Origin of the sequence: Streptomyces javensis, assembly GCF_039525925.1 — a bacterium.
GTDB lineage: Bacteria > Actinomycetota > Actinomycetes > Streptomycetales > Streptomycetaceae > Streptomyces > Streptomyces asiaticus.
The window spans coordinates 285,047-302,735 of sequence record NZ_BAAAIF010000004.1; the positions used below are offsets into that span (position 1 = coordinate 285,047).

8 protein-coding genes are annotated in these 17,689 nt (G+C 65.6%); 2 read left to right on the plus strand and 6 right to left on the minus strand.

Annotation, left to right across the window (positions count from 1 at the left end):
* Nucleotides 1-36: 36 nt before the first annotated feature.
* The gene (locus ABD329_RS06705) at nucleotides 37-2,100 is read right to left on the minus strand and encodes a hypothetical protein (protein ID WP_206282306.1); all 2,064 of its coding nucleotides are present in this window, start codon (nucleotides 2,098-2,100) and stop codon (nucleotides 37-39) included.
* 668 nt (nucleotides 2,101-2,768) lie between these two features.
* Between ABD329_RS06705 and ABD329_RS06710 the strand changes: the two genes are divergently transcribed.
* Both ABD329_RS06710 and ABD329_RS06715 read left to right on the plus strand, forming a co-directional pair.
* The gene (locus ABD329_RS06710) at nucleotides 2,769-4,280 is read left to right on the plus strand and encodes a hypothetical protein (RefSeq protein ID WP_164428117.1); all 1,512 of its coding nucleotides are present in this window, start codon (nucleotides 2,769-2,771) and stop codon (nucleotides 4,278-4,280) included.
* Nucleotides 4,273-6,936 (plus strand): hypothetical protein, encoded by a 2,664-nt coding sequence (locus ABD329_RS06715; RefSeq protein ID WP_198275568.1) that lies wholly within the window; start codon nucleotides 4,273-4,275, stop codon nucleotides 6,934-6,936. The genes ABD329_RS06710 and ABD329_RS06715 overlap by 8 nt, the downstream gene beginning before the upstream one ends.
* 155 nt (nucleotides 6,937-7,091) lie before the next feature.
* Here the strand turns inward: ABD329_RS06715 and ABD329_RS06720 are convergent, their stop codons facing one another.
* The 5 genes from ABD329_RS06720 to ABD329_RS06740 all read right to left on the minus strand — a co-directional run bounded on the left by ABD329_RS06720 (nucleotide 7,092) and on the right by ABD329_RS06740 (nucleotide 17,097).
* Nucleotides 7,092-10,895, minus strand: a complete 3,804-nt coding sequence (locus ABD329_RS06720) for a CHAT domain-containing protein (protein ID WP_198275567.1) — start codon at nucleotides 10,893-10,895, stop codon at nucleotides 7,092-7,094.
* An 88-nt stretch (nucleotides 10,896-10,983) separates the two neighbouring features.
* Complete coding sequence (locus ABD329_RS06725) at nucleotides 10,984-11,919, minus strand: hypothetical protein (RefSeq protein ID WP_198275566.1); 936 nt, start codon at nucleotides 11,917-11,919, stop codon at nucleotides 10,984-10,986.
* Nucleotides 11,919-12,314: a hypothetical protein gene (locus ABD329_RS06730; RefSeq protein ID WP_198275565.1), complete on the minus strand. Its 396-nt coding sequence runs from the start codon at nucleotides 12,312-12,314 to the stop codon at nucleotides 11,919-11,921. Before ABD329_RS06730 ends, ABD329_RS06725 begins: the two co-directional genes overlap by 1 nt.
* A gap of 192 nt (nucleotides 12,315-12,506) precedes the next feature.
* A complete protein-coding gene (locus tag ABD329_RS06735) occupies nucleotides 12,507-13,223 on the minus strand; it encodes a beta family protein (protein WP_344316098.1) in 717 nt (238 codons plus the stop codon).
* A gap of 610 nt (nucleotides 13,224-13,833) precedes the next feature.
* Entirely contained in the window at nucleotides 13,834-17,097 is a 3,264-nt protein-coding gene (locus ABD329_RS06740) for a type ISP restriction/modification enzyme (protein ID WP_198275564.1), read from the minus strand.
* Nucleotides 17,098-17,689 lie beyond the last annotated feature (592 nt).

A 17,689-nucleotide genomic window follows, 5' to 3' on the forward strand; every position in this document is an offset into this window, starting at 1 on the left:
CTTCTTCCGACTCGTCGGTGGCTGGGTATGGATGGGTTACGTACGGTTGATGGTTCGAGGTTCGCCGAGTGTGAGGGTGCCGTCGGCCAGGCCCTCGATCGTCAGGCGGCGGGCCTCGGCGAGGGCATCGGACTGGGCGCGCAGCAGGCGTTCCCGGCGTTGGGTCTCGGCCAGGAAGGCGTCGAAACGCTGGACTTCGTCCGGGTCGAGGTCGGGGAGCTGGTAGTCCTCAATACGGCGGGCGGGGCGTACCGCGCTGGGACTGCGGGCGGTGCCACGGGCCGCGCCGAGCAGGGCCGCCAGGACTCGGGGGGTGAGCGGGCGAGTGGCGCTGGCGTTGACGCGGAGGACGCGGGCAGGGAACGCGACGACCGAGAAGCCGTCGTGGTCGACATACACACCGAGACGGGGGGCGAGAGTGTAGACGACGTCACCGGGCTCGGTGAGCGCCGCCTGTTCGTACGTCGTCGCTAGCAGCAGACGGTCGATGCGGCGCCCGCCCACGGTTCGTTCGCTGGTGATCTCCTCGGGACCCAGGACGGTGTGGTGGCCGTCCCGGGTGAGGTGATTCTCGTCGATACGGTGGCCGGGGAGCCGGGTCACCCTGCGTGCGGCGATCAGCTTGCCCAAGGTGGTGCGCCTGGGCAGGCGGCCGACCCTGCGCAGTACGGCCCCTCGGTAGGGGCCCTGCTCGTCCTCGTACGCACGGATGTCCGCCGTCACGCGCCCCAGGCGGGCCTCGGCCTCGGCGATCAGGGCGGGGCGTTCGGTGACCTTGTCAGACCAGATCGCGGAGGCGGGCGGTGCGGGTGGGGTCATCGGGCCGCCGAAGGCGCGGTCCAGGTCGGCGACGGAGACCACGCGGCCGTAGCGCGGGTCGTGGCCGTCGAGCGTTCGGAGTCCTTCAGCACGCCAGAGGAGGACGTCCTCGGCAAGCCGCATGCGCACGCCTGGCGTGAGCTGTTCCGAGCTGATGTCGGCCAGTAAGACCTTGCCCTCCGCCGCCGGGACGGGACCGCGCGTGAGCGTCCACAGCGCGGGACGGTAGCCAGGACGGAAGGGCAGGACCCCGCCGGGAAGTGCGATGACCGACTCGACGATGTTCTCGCGCAGGAGGGCGGAGCGGAGCTGGGCGGCCTCGGTGCTCTTCAGTTCGTCGACGAGCGCGTCGGCCGGTCCGAGGACGAGGGCCGTGCAGCCGGGGCGGAGGAGGTAGGCGACGCGTTCAAGCTCCGTCAGGGCGGCGAGTACTGAGCGGTCCTCGCCGGGGCGGTACGGGAGCTGGGTGACGACGAGGTCCGGGTCCGCGAAGCGTTCCTCCAGATCGGTGCCGGTCTGCACGTCCAGGTCGAGTTCGCTGACGCCCGCCAGCAGGAGGCGGCGGCGGGTAATGCGAGTGAGCCGCTCGTCGGGGTCGGCGGCGAGGACGGTGACGCGGTCGCGGTTCTCCGTGGCGTCGAGGAGCGCGGCGAGCAGGTCGCCAGCCCCGGAGTGTGGGTCGGCGAGGGTGAGGGACTCACCTTGCTCAAGGCGGATGCGGAGGTCGGTGAGCTGGGTGAGCAGGCTCCGCAGCTCCGGGGTGACCGCGTCGGCGGCGAGGGAGTCCAGTCCGAGCCGGGAGCGGGCGGCGAGCAACCACTCGTACGCGCCGTGCTCGTCGTATGCGGACTCGATCAGGTCCTCGGCGAGGCGGGCGAGCGGGACCGCCGTGGCATCGAAGGAGCGCAGCTCGCGGAGTACGAAATCGTCCTCGGCGTCGATCCGTTCGGCTCGGCTCAGCAGCGCGGACCAGAGGGCCTCGTCCGCTTCGGCGTCGGGCGGGAAGGCGTTCGCGCCGTTGTCGGCCAGTGGCCGGCCGTCGAGCCGACGCAGGCACAGCAGGCTGCCGAGCGTCTCGACCAGCTGCCACGGCGTGAAGCGGTCCCGCAGCGCGACGATGCCGAAGAGGGCCAGCTCAGATTGGAGCTCCGTCGGGGCGGCGTTGCCCAGGCCGGAGGTGATCAGCCAGTCGGTCACCTGGGCGCCGTCGAACAGCGGCCGTCCCGAGTTCTCGGACACGGCGGCGGGGAAGTCCGGGTGACGTCGGCGCCATGTGGACACGACAGGACGCTTCACTCGGGCGAAAGTCGCAATATCGGACATCGATACCAGGAGGGGCAGTGACGCTGGAGGGCGAAGCGCCGGGTCCGGCAGGCCAGTGACCACGGTGTGCATCCCTCCCCGCTCATCTATCGTCGCATCAGCCGCTTCGGCCGTTGGACCGGGCCTTGTCTCACGTCACGGCTCCGCTTGCAGCGGATCACCGTCCGACGCCACAAGACGATACGCGGATCCAGGAGGCGCGGGCACACCTTCCCTTGATAACGATGGTTATCAGATTTACTCGACTCTCCCACCCCGCCAGGCGCTCCCGCAGCCGAGGGCCGATGACAATCAGGACTCTTTATGCAGAACGCCCATCTAAGCCTAAAGCGTCACAACTCCATCGAGCCGTTCCATCCGGCTAGGTGATTCGCACCCGAAGTACCGATGGCCCCCGTTGAGATACGCCAGAATGACGGATCAGTTTCCCGACTGAACAGCATTGAGGGGGTGGCAGCGGGAAGTGGTCGAGCGCAGCCGCGGTGCAGCCGGAGTGAGGCAGCTCCGTTTCTCAGCAGCCGCCTCGCTCACATGGGCGAGCGGACCGTCTTGCCGCAAAGTGCTCGCTGCGCGGCACGCCCCCCGGCCGGTGGCACCCAGCTCCTCTCGCTCCGATGGTTGAGCGGATGATCGCCACCGGTGGGAAGGAACAGGCACCGGAGCTCGTGGACGGACCGGGCTGGAGCCGTCCTGGGTTGGACGTCGCCGCGGGCCGCTATCCGCTCTCGGTGGAGCGGCATGTGATGCGCATGGTCGATCACTTGGTGCCCGGGGTGACCGCGGTGACTCCGCACGCGCGTTACTACGCTCTGCACGGGATGATCGCAGCGCAAGCCGCTGCGGACGGCCTGACGGTCCCGGCCGCCCAGACTCTGCTGCGACGTGCGGAAGTGGCATTGGCCGCCGTGTCGTTCGTGCATCATCCACAGACTCTGGAATGGCTGCCACGTGCTCATGGGGTCGATGCCCTGGCCCGGCGGCTGCACGCTGGGACGGTCACCATGTCCGAGGCCGAGGTCCCAGGCAAGGACGGGTATGTACGCAACTCGTGGGGGTTCTGGGGACCGTACGCCGGATCCGAGGTCGCACTCGGCGTCCTCGACGCAGGCCCCATGCCGGTTCCTGGACGGCGGCTCGAGACGGCGGCACTACGAGCCGGACTGGGCGGGCTGCTCGAGCTGGCCGCCGAAGACACGCTGAACGTGGACGATCTTGCCTCTTTCGGCGACCGGCTGTGCGTGTGCGTGGGCGGCGAGCACCCTGACGGGGCGTGGCTGGCGAACCTGATGTGCGAGCCCGGCGCGCCGACCGAAGCAGGCTCCCGCTCGGCAACACGACGACAGACGATTCAGCTCCTGGCTCGTGTGGTCGCCACACATCCGGTCCGACATTTCACCCGCGACATCGGTCATGTGCTCGCCTTCGGCGATTTCCTGACCACCGATGCCGTGACCCGCGGCATCGACGCGGCTGGTGCCTGGCGCGGAGTGGTGCTGCGGAACTACTCCGTCGGAGCGTGGCGGCGCCTGTGGTCCTGGCTCGTGGAGCAGGTCGACGGGCTGCTACCCATCGAGGAAGTGGCCGACCGCTTCGCCGCGGAGCTGCCCAACATGACGGTGGACGCGTTCCTGTCCTCACTTCCCGCGACGCAGAGCACGACCGGCGCGCCGTTGCCCGCCGAGCAGGGCCTGCGGGGGGAGAGTGATCCCTTGCCCTTCACCGAGCTGCGGGTGCTCGCCACCAGTGCCCGTCGGGTGGACGAACTCACCGGCCGGATCCGGGACGCGTTCCTTGGCCAGCGCGGTGTGGAGCTCGGCCCGGAATGGGTCCAGCGGCGGCTTGACGAAGCCCGGCCCATGAAACTGCGCGATGTCGCCCGCCGACTCACCTACGACCTGGTGGCGCGGTCGCAGCGGATCGCGCTGGCCAAGGCCCGCCGACGCGCCGACGGCACGCTGTGGTTACCGACCCGGCTGCACGAGCGGGGCGGGCTGCTGTACCGGACCAGCCAGGAGGGGCGCGGTGCCGTCGGCCTGCGGCTGGACCAGCTCGGGACCGTCCTGGCCACCTGCGGTGTACTGCACTACCACGGCCAGCACTGGTCGGTGACCAGTAGCGGGAGGGCTCTCGTTGAATGAGACCGCACCGGCACCGGGAGTGGTGGAGCCACCCACCGCGTTCACCTCTCCGCTGACCCTCATCCTCGACGAGGAGCGGACGGGCCGACAGAGCCTGGAAGAAGCGCTCTTCCTCAGTTTCACGGCCGATCTCGGCTTCTTCGAGGAGGTCGCCCTCGGCGTCACCCAGGCCACCGGCGCACGCGTCACGGTCGCGGGAGATGTCTCCATGGCCCGGAACGATCCCCGCTCCGTCCGGCGGGCCGGCCGCAGCTACCTATCCGGTCTGGCGTACGCACATGGTGCCGCGTTCCACCCCAAGCTGATGGTCCTCGCCGGACCGGAGCACGCCACCATCGCCCTCGGCTCCGGCAACACCACGCTGGCTGGCTGGCAGGCCAACGCCGAGTTGTGGACGGTTCTGCGGGTGGACGGCAAGCAGAGTCCCACCGCGGTCCCGGAGATGGCGGCATGGCTGCGCGGCCTGCCGGAAAAGGTGAGGTTCTCCGCTGGTGTGCCACAGGCGCTGGGTCGGGTCGCAGCGCTGCTGGACAGGCTTCACGGCGAGAGGACACCCACGGCGCCGCAGGTCCGCGTCGTCAGCAGCCTGCATTCGCCCATCATCGATCAGCTGCCGCACGGGCCCGTCGACGAACTGGCTGTATTCGCGCCCTTCTACGACCAGCGGTCCATGGCACTTCGGCAGCTGCTTGAGCGCTTCCGTCCGAGCCGGTTCACCCTCGCCTACCAGCCCGGACTCAGCGATCTCGACGGCCCGTCCATCGCTGCCCTGGTGAAGGCGTACGACGGACGCGTCATCAGCGACAACGACCAGCGGTACCGCCACGGGAAACTCGTCGAGTGGGCCTCCGAGGGGCAGCGATGGGCCCTGACCGGCAGCCCGAACCTTTCCGCCACAGCCCTGCTGCTTTCCCAGGGCGAAGGCGGCAACTGCGAACTCGGCGTTATCGCTCCCATCCCCACCACCCTCCTTCCGGACGGCATCGAAGAGCCCACCGCCCGGCTGCGCTCGGCCGCGCCCCTCCCTCGCCCTATCGTCGGGCATGGACCGATGCTGCTTGGTGCCCTACGCGTATCGGGCGGCCTGGAGATCAGCGTGGCCCGGCCCCTATCCGACGCCGCTCAACTGGAGTTGTCTCAGGCGACAGCACCGCCGGAGGCATGGGAGCGCATCGCCGACATCCCGCCCGGCCAGGCCACGCTGACGGTGACGGCTCCCGCGGACGCGGGTAGCCGGGTGCGCTTGGTCGTCGTCGACATCGACGGCGTACCGAGCTTCGGCAACATCGTGTTCGTCGTCGACCCTGACCGCGCGCTGCGCCGAATGACCCCAGCCCAGTCCCAGACCCCCACGACACGGCCACCCGACCTGTTCACGGACCCCCGGCTCGCCGAACGGTTCCTGGGCGACCTGGAAACCCTCCGTACGGGGTTGATCTCCACCCCAGCGGGCGTATCCGCGAGCAGCAGCACTGACGGTACGGTCGTAACTGCCCCGCCGGACGACGACGAGAACGGCTGGGAGCGTTATCTGGACGAATGCGCCGGGCGCGTCGGGCACCCTCTCATACGCTTCGCACTCGGGCTCCCCATGCCCACCGACACCGGCACGCCCTTTCAGGACCTGCTGCCCGTCTCCTGGGACGAGCGATTCACCGACGACATCGAAGCCGCCCTCGACGAGGACGACGCCAAGGTCGTGGCCGCGGAGCACGACCCCGAGGCAGCCGGTGCCGAAACGGGCGCTACCACACTCCCCGACCTCCGGCAGACCGACCAGGAAGTCCGCCGCAGATACCGGCGCTGGGTGGAACGCCTCGTCGCCATCGCTCCCGACCTGGACCCTCCGGAACGCATGCTCGTCGTCCGGCTGACCCTGTGGACCGTCGCAGCAGGCGCCTGGCCTCCGGCACACACCGACTGGCTGCCACTGCTGTCCCGCGCCGTCCGCGCGCTGAATCGGAACGATCTCCCCGAGCGGATCGAGCCCCAGGTCGGCAGCCTCGCCGCAGTCGCCCTCGCCGTACTCCGAAGCCACGCCCCACGCTACGAAATCACCCCTGAAACCCTCGCCTTCAACGAAGCCTCCCAGGCAGTCGGCCACCTGCTTCCCGCAGTGGATTCCGCGTACGTCACGGAGTACACGGCGCTGCTCGACGCAGCCTTCGGCCCGTCCGTCAACCAGGCAGCGGTGCTCGATGTCGCGTCGGACGTCGTCCAGGACGACCCCCTCACGGACGCCGTATGGACTCTCACCGAGAAGAACCGCGACGTACACCGCCACGGGAAGTCGCTACTCCACGTCACCGGCCGCTTCAGCAACCCCGCACTGGTGGCACTCGAAGCAGTCGGCGCCGCCGAAGACGCGCCCCTGGTCGGAGCCTGGGCTGGCTCGGACTCCGGCGAGGGAGCCTGGGCGCTGGTCATCTGGCGTCGGCCCGACCTCATCGTGGTCGATGCCCGCCGGCCCACTCCACTCTGGCGGCACCACCGGCTCACCGGCCTGGTCGGGCCGAGAGCTCTCGCAGCACAGCGCAGCTTCGAATCCGCCAGCTCCGTACCCCACGGCCCCCGCAACCAGCCCTTCGAACTGGCCAGCCAAGTCCTGTCGGACCTCAGCTTGGCCGGACCCCGACCACCGCAGTGTGGGCTATAAGCCTGGGAAAGTCTCTGCGTGTCCGTCTCGGAAGGTCCGTGTCACGGACACCCGATCACCACGCACGCGCGTCCAGTCGTGGCCAAGGTGCGAGCGGCATCGGCAGCAATGCGCACGTCGGTGCCGCGGCTCAGCAGCCGCGGCACCGCCCGCTTTCAGATCCCGGCGTGCAGGTGGGCCGCCCAGAGATACGGGGACTTTGGATATCGATCACGGACCTTACGCACGGTGTGGTGCAGAACACGGGCCGCCGTATCCGTGTCGAGGCCACCATGCTGGCCGGTGACCCCGCCGAGCTCAGCATAGAAATCAGCTGCCATATGCGAGGCCACCTCGTCGTTTATCTCCCAGAGGGTGCCGATCACATGAGGAAAACCCGCGAGCTGGAAGGCCGATGTGAGATGGATGGCCTCGTCGATCAGCTCCACGGATCCCATGAACGCTGTTCGGCACGCTGACAGGTAGGCCAGTTGGGCCGAGTCCATCCTGATTTCTGCAAGGCTCGCCACCGTGAGCGGATCACGTTCGTGGTCGTGCAGAAGCAACAGGCTCTGGGACGGATCGTCGGGATCGTGGGCACCGTGGCATGCGAAATGAACGATTCCGCAATCGGAGAGGGTCTTCAGGACCCGAGCCTTGGTCGGTCGTGTCTCCGGCCCTGGGGCGGTCATGTCGTCAGCCTCTGTATCCGACTCCATAAGGAGCGTCGGCTCGGGCAGTAGGCCGCACAACAGTGCGGCTTCTTCCGAGACGTGGTCCAAGCGGCCTCGGACGCCCGGAGTTGTGGGCATGGCCACGATCAGTGACCGGCTCACAGTCGGCGTAGAGGTGAGATGACGGCGCGCGTGGTGAAGTGCGCGGATAGTCGTGGTGTATGAGGAGACGACGCGGTCCATGACTGTCCGCGGTTCCCTGTCTTGCAAGCCAGCCCGGGGCGGCTCGAGGTGATGGCCAGCAGCGTGCAGGGGTAGCAGTGAGAGGAGACCGCCAGGCGCCCACCAGACACGGGGCCACGACTGTCCGGGAGAGGGCTCACCGGTGAAACCGAGGCTATGCAGGACCGGTTCGGCCGCCGCGTCCCATAGCCACTCCAAGACAGCGTGAAGCGTCGCTTGCCCCTCTCTTCGCGCGAGGGGCGTCGCGTGCGGATCCGCAACGGTTCCCAGGGCCCTGTGGAAAGTCTGGATCCGGTCGATGACGAGGTCGTACGTGAGATCGGGCAGGTTCAGGGACTCGATTCCATCGGACGTCAACAACAGCGCATCGCTGCGGTAGTGGCTTATGTTAAAGCTCACCACAGGACCGAAGGCGGCTTGTGCCAAGAGCTCACCGACGGCGGGAGGACGAGCGAAACTGGCGAATCCGTCCTTCGCTCGAATGCGGTCCAGCGTGACCTGGAGCTGGCCGACGAGGCCACGTCGACGTTCCTCGGCGTCGACCGCACGTACGGCGGTGCTGATTTGCCCCATGGGATCCGCGGGGAAAGCTGTCGTGTCCGTGGGCCGGTCCAGCTCGTCCCGGAGTACCTCAAAGCGACGGGCCAGGTCGGGATGGCACTCACGAAGCTCAGCAAGGTCGCTCCGCATGTCCAACGCTTGGCTGTGGAGAACACCGCGACCCGCCTCGAGCAACTGGAGCGCCCGCACTGCCCGATGGATGGATGTGTCTTCGTGAGAAGCAAGAGCCAGTGCCGCAGCGTCTCCAGCCAGCCCGGACCATTTGCCCATGGCGTGCTGCTGGTCACCACGGCTCAGTCGGCGGTCTGCCACTTCGGGCAGCAGACGTATGGCACCGGCCAGGAGATCGGCTGCAAGATCAGGATCCGCCCGTCCGGTCAGTGAGGCCGCTGCCTGAGCGGCCCGAATCCGGGTCGAGGGCCTGGCCCCGTCGGCTCGGGCGCCTTCCATGTGTGCGGCCAGGGCACGATCAAAGTCGTGTCGCGAGTGATTCCGCTCATACCGGCTTTGCAGAGCTGTCCCGAGCTGGAACAGGTAGTCGGTGCGCTCCGGATGTTCTGCGGGCGAGATGTCGAGCGCGGCCTGGCACGCAACCACCGCGTCATCGAGATCCGCTACAGACCCTGCCGCCTCGAACCTGACGGTCAGCACACCTCCCAGCAAGGACAGGTACTTCGGGCGCTCAGGATTATGGGACGGGACGTTGGCGGTCGCGTCATGTCCCGCCGCGACCGAATCGTTCAGGTCCCCAAGGTTTCCAGTGCGCTGGAAGCTGGCGTGCAGGGCGGTGCAGAGATTCGCGAGAAAACGAGGACGGTCGGGACTGTCTGCATCCACAATCCTGAGGACCTCGCGGTTTTTTCGGATCACCTCGTCGAGGTCTTGTGGGTCCCCGTTCCGTTCGTAACGTTGCAACAATACAGCACCGAGATTGGACAGCATCGCTGCAAAGGCGGTGTGTTCAGGAGATGCTGTCTTCACAGCTCTATGCGTGAAATCAATCGCGGCGTCCAGGTCCGGCAGCGCCCCAGTGTGCTTGAACCGAGTCCATAACATCAGACCGGCATTGGACAGACGAGTCGGCCGGTCGACGTGACCGTCCGCAGTGGCCTCGGCAGAAGCGCGACTGGCACTGATCGCTTCGTCCAGGTCGGACATACGGCCAGTGCATTCAAATCGCTGTCCCAGAGAGTTGGCCAGGTTGTTGAGAACCGCGTTGAACTCGGTCTTTTTCGGGGAGATTTCCTGGGAGGCGGCACGGTTCATCTCAATTGCCGCATCGAGGTCAGACCTGTCCCCACTAAGGCGGTACCGCGTCAGGAGAGCTTGGCCCAGGCCGGAGAGGCGAAGCCCTCGAGCCCGGTGGCCGGGCGGGAGCATCCCCAGAGCTTCCCGGAAAGCGTTGATGGAACACTCCAGATGGCCTGTTTCTCCAGTACGCTCGAATCGTGTCAGGGCGGTACTGCCGAGCCCGGACAGAATTATGGCGCGCCCAGGATGTTCCTCAGGGGCAGCCTCGACGGCGGCCTGGCAACATTTCATCGCGTTCTCCAGATCCGCCGGGACACGGGTGCTTTCGTATCGGTCCCGCCATGCGATCCCCAAATTGTAGAGAACTCCCGCCTTGTCGTGGTTCTCGACAGAGAGGTCTGCCGCCTCCTGGAAAGCATGTATCGCCGCGTCCAGGTCCGACAATACGCCTCTCTCGGTAAACCTAGTCTTCAGAGCAGTGCCCAGGTTGTTGAAGCCGCCAGCCCGGTCACCAGAGGCAGCCACTGCCGATTGGACTGCCAGGCGACCAGTCTCAATCGCATCGTCCAGGTATGCCGCCGTACCTGCATGGGTGAAACGCTCCATCAGCACACCTGACAGATTGAACAGCATGACCGACCGGTCCGGGTGTCCTGTTGCCGCACTTTCCACCGCGCCCCACGCAGCGTCGATCGCCGCGTCCAGATCGTCCAGTTCGCCACCGGCATCGAAGTGGGTTTTCAGAATAACGGCGAGATCGGATAGCGTTTGTGCGTGCTCGCTTTCGCCACGCGGGATAACGGCCGCGATTCGCCGCAGGAGATCGGTCACCCTTGCGCGCAGCTCCGGGCTTGGCAAAGTGGTCATTCCTTGCTGGCTTCTCCAGACGAAGCCGAGCGCGTGCTGGGCTATATCTGGGAGTAGTTCGCCGGGCAGATCCTCCACGCCGGCACCGTTCACGAAGCAGTGTGTAAACCTCTTTAGGGCCTCGCCTTTGTCCGGCTGTCCATCCCCTTCGGGAAGTGCCATGTACCTGAAGATATACAACCAACCGAGGGCGTAATGACCCTCCAGGTCGGACACGCCGTTTCGGAGAATCGCGGCAAGTCTGCGGGCTTCGGCGGATGCTTCCGGTTCCAGCACCACACCAAAGTCTTGCTCGCGGGCCACCCGGTCCAGCCGTGCCCCCACTACGGCAATCCGTTGCTCCAGTTCCTCTTCCCTTGCGAAGTCCTGCTCACGACCCTGCATGAACCGTCCTGTCACTTCCCGTTCTCCGGTAGATCTGTTTGCTGCACCGTTCAGGTCCGGCGAGCCGAGCCTCTGAATTTGCCGGAGCTCACGAAGCCGGTTCCGACACGGCCACCGAGCCGTTCAGCCGTCGCATGACTGCGCCACCGAGGGGAGGGCCCATCGGCTGTTCCTCGATGCGCAGCTTGTCGGCCAGGTCCGTTAGGTGAAGGCGCACGGAAGCCTCCAGCAGCGTGGCGTAGGTGTCCGACGCAGCACGGAGGCGACGTGCCGAAATGACCACCAGCGTGACGGCGAGCGGCACCGCTGGCCACCACCACCAGGCCAGGGGCAGATAGAGCAGGGCCCATCCACCAAGGACGGCAGCTCGCGTCAACGTGGCGCGCGCCCTGCCGATCTCACCGCGTATCTCTTCCGGCAGCACGAGCCAGAGGTGTGGCCAAAGGATGAGGAGATTGACATGTGCGTCTCGGTCCAGCCGGACAGCGGTGGCGTGGATCCGGTCACCGCTCCACGTCGGCCGTTCAGGCCGCTCCACGGAGATACGTTCGCACCTGTGCGCGGCACGGTGACGCTCCCAGGGCCTGGGACGGTCGGCCGGTCGCGGAGCGCGCTCCCGAAGCCGTAGGTCTTCGTATTCCGCCCGTGCCGCGTCCCAGCGACGCTGTCGGCGTGCCACGTGACGCTCTGCCAACTCGCCGAACAACCAGGGCCATGCGCCCCAACCGGCAGCCAGGGCCACACGCTCGACAACGGAGCCGAGGGACTGGGCGGCCAGACCAGTGGCGGCCGCACCGGCCAGGATGGAAGCGAGAAGCACGACCTGGCCGCCTACCGTGGTCACCTCAGGAGCCCGGGCAGCGTCCGAGATCACGTGGGTAAGCCGCCCCACGTCCAGCGCGGCGCTCTGCCCGAGGGTGCTTCCGGCCGCGACGACCGTCAAGTAGAGCGCGCCTGGCAGTACGAGGAGAGTCAGCCACCGCTCGGCCAGCTTCTTGCTGAGTTCACTGAGCAGCCCTCCCACTACGGGAGCCTTTCCCGGATCAGCGCCATCCGGGCGGGGGCGAACTGGCAGCGTGGCTCGTCGTCGTCCACTTCATGACCGGATCGACCGATGCACAGCTGCAAGGGACACCGGTACACGATGTCCACATGAGCAACACCGGCCGGCGTCACGCTGCGGCCCGTTTGTCCATACGCCCCCGTCGGGTCGCCAGCGCGTCGAACCGCTGCGTGCAAGGCGTCCAGGAGGGCCGTGAGCGAGACATAGTCCGCAGCCGGGCTACCGACTGCGGCTTCGACAGCACGCAAGGCGTCGTCGTCCTCGTCGAGGATCGCAGCGAGTTCATCCCGATGTCCACACACGTACGACAGCGCCTTGGCCGTCCTCAGGCCGACTACTTCCGCCTGGCTGGTCATGCAGAACTCGCCCCCTGTCCTTGTTGATCCACCAGGCAGCCATTCTGCTCCAATGTGAAAGCGCACGCCCGGGTTCGGCAAACTACCCCAGGCAAAGGTAGAGAAGGGGCACACGATCTATCGGCAACATTCTGTCCCCGCTGTCACACCACGTGCGGGAGGTCTTCCTTCGACGGTACGTACGCCACGAGCTCAACGGAGACGCCCGTCCAGACACCTGACGACGAAGGTCATATGCTGAACGTTTCCTACTCGGTTCCACACGGAGTGGTTGCCGGTGCTGACGGATCCCTGGGCGCGCTCGCGAAGCCAGCCTTCCCCTGTTACGGCCGACGGGCGGAAGTCCGCGAGGCGAGTGAGGCGCCGCGCGGCGTCGCGGTTGATCGCATCGCGGTGCTCGCCGCGCTGCAGCACCTTGGCCAGGAAATAAGAACGGGTGGTGGTGTAGCGGAGGAGGCCCCACGACGGTCCGCCGTTGCCCGAGGCCGGGGTCTGGGCTGCGTACCCGGCGGGGAGGATTCCGTAGTCGCCGTATTGCAGCAAGGGGAGGTAGGAGCGCCCGCTGTGGTGGATCTCGTGCCATGTGTCCCAGTCCGGTCGTGGGGCCTCGTACCAGCCGCTCTCCAAGCATCCGTCAGGCGGCTCGGGGAAGCCACCTGACGCGACGGCCACCGTCCTCCAAGGGGCGAGCGGGACCAGCGCGTCGAGAGCGCTGAGAGCTTCTTTGGCGGCGTCCCGGCGAGAGGGCAGTACGGCGCCCAGATCGAGGAACAGGTCGAAGGGGTCGATGGAAGCGGCGCGGTCGAGCAGTTCGCGTAGCCCATCGATATCCCGGTCGTGCCACTCGCTCGGGACCTGTACACGTATACCTAGACCGCCGCCGTGCCGCCGAGCCGCCGCCAGTGCCAGGGGATTGCTGAGGGACGGGGCGACCCGGGCCGATCACCGGGCGCAGGTTCCGCTGGGCCCACCACTCGGGCGGCAGGGTTTCGGCCAGGACAGCGGCCTCGCTCTCGTCGGTGAACGGCGCGTCCAGCCAAGCCGACTGATAGCGGTGCGCGGTGGAAACCCGGCCCGCATCCTTGCGAAGTTCCACGGCCAGGAGGTCCGGCAGCATGCCGGGGCGGGGTGGCAAGGTCCACAGCGGGGCAACCCTGGCTTGAATGTCCTGGCCGCAGTCCCCGGTAAGCGGCCATGGCATGCGGCCGGGTCGGTAGCACGGAAACATACAGCGGCTCGGACATGGCGGCTCCCCCTCAGCGCAGACCGTGTCGTCTCCCGACCTTCAGGGTGAATTGGGTTCCGGAGTCCGGAAAGGGCGCCAATCAGCCACGCGGCGCGTACGTGTCAGGAGCGAAGCGCTGAGAACCACCCTGGAGAGACCCGCCGCACCCTGATCGAGTATGAGGAGGTGATGCCAGCGCAACGTGGGGGCGCGCAAGGCGCTCCCGGTCGGCGGGATGGCCTACCCTCGCCGCTGTCGATGCAGGCTGGTAATCGCCAGCACCTGATCGCCCCGTCATATCAACGTTCCCTGGCCGTTGGGCCCTTCTTGCGCCGGAGATAGCGGCGCGATCGGCCCTCTTACGCTTTTGGGTGCGGGGATTGCACCGGCATCCACGAGGTCAGAAACAGTGATCTGCGGTCCGGCGCAAATACGTTCAAGGAGTTCTGTTTGCCTTGGCTGAATGTCAACACAGCGGCCGATGACGTTGAGAAGTCGGAGTAACTCTGAGGTGTAGTGAGATGGCCAAGTCTCGGGATTGATGTCGTCCAGGAGCGAGGAACGGCGCCCAGCAGGTTTCCGTTTCCGATAGCCAAACCATTTCGCGACGACCTTCATGCCCGCCACCTGATATTCCCACACCTCGTGCGGCACTGGTGCGATCTTCCCTGCGCCGACATGCAGAGTTTCCCTTGAAGGGACATAGGAGATGGCATCCGGCATGCCCTGTACACTGGTCGGTATACCTACGATCACCCTTGGCCGACGCCCATCCGGCAGGCGAGGTGTGGTACGAGGTCGGTCGGATCTTGGATCCACAAACCGCTGACCGTAGGTGTGCAGCCAGAGGGCTTCACGGCCTACGTCAACCGCCTCTTGCCACAGTCGAGGATCTGCTGTGAGCGGCACACGGATTCCGGGAGACTTGAGGTCCTCAGCGAATCGAGCCGTGTAGGCCGGGTGCGCAGTGACTGCCGCGATGTAGGCCAACATGTCTTCGGCAGTCCGAGACGATTCTCCCGACAGGATCAACCTCTCATCAATTAGGCGCAGTAGTCCTGGTGCCAGGTTGGGCATGGTCCCTGACGCGTCCCGATACAGAGGAAGGACACGGCCACCGCGGCCGTTCGTGTGGTCCATATCCGGGATCTCTGCGGTGAAAGTGATGCCAGGGCCATCCGTGAAGTGGTGTGCGTGTTGCTCAGTGACGTAGAGCTGCGCAGGTCCGGCCACTTGCCACAAGGGCGGGCTCGGGCGGTGATGAAGCCGGGAATCTGGGATGATCCACTGCCGATCGAAGGCGCGATAGGCTACGCTTACTGGTTCGGGGCAAACTCCGGTCTCTTGCCCAAACGGCCGCCCAGGGTTGGGATAACCAGGTAGCGGAGCAGGGCACTTACGGAGGTTAGAGGAGTCGGTCTCTTTGAACAACGCCGCCTTGTCGGCTTCTGGGGCGTTCACCAGTCGTCGCCAACGCCTCCTAAGGGTGTTTCGGTCTGGTGCGTACACCCAGGTGCGATTGGGCTTGACGCCTGGCGCCTGCCAGGGCATCAGGTCCCCCAGCTTAGGGTAGCGTGCCCAGTCCTCCCCAGGCTCAGGGAGAAAGCGCTCCTGCCACTGTGGAACGCAGTCACGCCACTCGGCGTCATCCAGCGTTACGGATTCCAGGCGCTGGAATTTCTGGTCACGGAGTCCTTGCACAGCGAGGTAGTGCACTGGTGCTGGATCATCGGCGCACCGTGCCCCGTATCTCGCGAATATCCCAATGCAGAGCGGCTGCTGGACTCCAGGGAAGGGGCGAGTAGCAACAGGCGGCTGGTGCCCCTCAGGCGTAAGATCGATTATCCAGCCTTCATCGCAGTTACGCCTTAAGTACTCGCGCATCCCCGCAAAACCAGGCCCGCTGATGTATCCCGAAGTTGTAATGAAGGCGACTATGCCGTTAGGGGCCGATTCATGTGCGTTAAATACCTTCCACGTCGCCCACCTCCAGAAGTATATATACAGGTTGGACAGAACGTACTCCAACCCACTCTTTCCTGGGGCTCGAAATGCACCCAAGAGGGGCTTCTCCCCCACCTGGGCGTTTCCACTCTCGACCCAGCCCCCCATACCTTTGGCGCGTTCCCGATAAGGAGGGTTACCGATTACCACCATGACCGGCTCTTCCCTCTTGACACGGTTTACTTCTCTCCGGGAGCGGGCGATCACTTGCCACTCCATCGGGAGCCAGCTTTGATCCTCTTTCGGGTCTCCAAGCGTGTCTGATACCAGCAGCTTGAGTCCCTCTTCGGGCGCTTCCGCACGATGGCGGTTGATCGCCTCGTACGCGCGCAGCTCAGCCACCGCGAAGGGTCCGGTCTGAAGCTCAAATCCGATCAAGCGGTGCGCCAGCTCGGTGACGCGGGCTGGTACAGCTTCCCTGCCCTCATCCTCCTCGACCGTCTGTGCGACCCGGTCGATTACGTTGAGCAGGTAAGTACCTGTACCCACTGCCGGGTCCACGGTGACGACCTCCGGCGAAGCGAAACCGCCTTCCTGCCCCAGTCGCTCACGCAAGAGATCATCGCAGAAGCGGACCATGAACCTGACAATTGCATTGGGCGTGTAGTAGGTACCCGTCTCTTTCCGCAACTCAGGGTCATAGAGCTGCAGGAACTCTTCATAGAGGTGTAGGTAAACATCAGGGGAGCCGTCGCCCAGCGCTGCCCAATCAACCACGGATACGACACGCACCAATGTTTCCGTAGTCTGGCTCAGCCGGCCCAACGATTCGTCGGTGAGCACCTCCAGGGCTTTGCCCATTAGGGAATGCTCCTTGCCTAACAGGCGAGCTATCTGGCCGATGTCTCGTCCTTCGAAGGAGATACCCTCTACACGAGCAAGCAACAAAGCAAAGGTCACCGTTTGCGCATACTGATCGGCGAACTCTGCATCGGTCGCCTTAGGGAACAGCAATCGGCGCCAATCCACGGCCAGATGGGTAAAGTGCTCCGGCTGTTCACCCGCGCGCTCCCGCCATATGCGCCCGAGCACCTCTTCACGGAGCAGTCGACATAGGCCGGCTACCGATCGCACAAGATCTCGGATACTCCTAGGCGGACGTGGGTTCCAGTACAAGAACAACGCCAGCATCTCAGCAAAATAGGCGTCACGAGACTCAAGCGAGTCTCCTGCCACCTTCAAATCAGGCTCCAAGCGAGCTATAATTGTGGCAGAGTCCCCAGAACGGTAAAGTCCCCATGACTGCCCATCGGAATAAATGAGGTTCGGTAGGGACTGAAGACGCTCCCACTGACGCCTGTCGTGGCTCGCCGTGGACCACAGACTAGGGTCTGCCCCTTTTCCTGGAGCTTTGAGTTCAACGTATCCCACGATGGCGCCGTCGACGGCGACTGCATAGTCGGGACGAACTCCCGACTCGCTCAGCCGCATTTCTCCGTATAGGACGATCTCCAACCCCAAAGCGGCACCGACCATGGCGAACAGGCGCTCTACCGGAGCTCGTAGGGCATCCTCAGGTTCGCCGGGTCCTGCAAGTTTGGTCTTGGTCTCCACCCCGAACTGCCTGACAGCAGCCGCAACGGCGCTACGGTAATCCGCCGACAACACCGAACCGCTTCCTGACATGCCTACCCCCCAGTAACTACATGCCAACCGCACCAAACGGAGAGTAGTTGCGCATTGAATGGCACACTAGGAGTGGCACACAAGACCGTGACAAATGCATATACAATTCGTGCTTAACTCATGCTCCAATGAGTGAGTCTCGTGCGTCCAATGACCGAGACACCGAGGGCGAACTTCGGCCGACCGAGCAACACGGCCGCATCGAGCAAGCAGCCTGACTAGTCGATGAGTCACGGTCACCGAATCAAACCGATTGGGGTCTACATGCTTAGCGCCCTGCCCCAGTCCGCTGAAGGCTGACGCCCGTGATCGGCTACCCCTATCCCCACTCCTGCCCCTCTTCTCAGCCTGAGGAGGGCGCGCCAGCGTCTCGGACGGTCAGCGGCTCGGCAGCATCGATCCGCACTGCCGATCCGTCATCCAGGGCTAGATGAATGAGTCCGATGTTCTTCAGTGGTCATAGGCGATCAGGGATCGTTTGATCTTGGCGTCGGTGGTCCAGTTGTGCCAGATGCCAGCG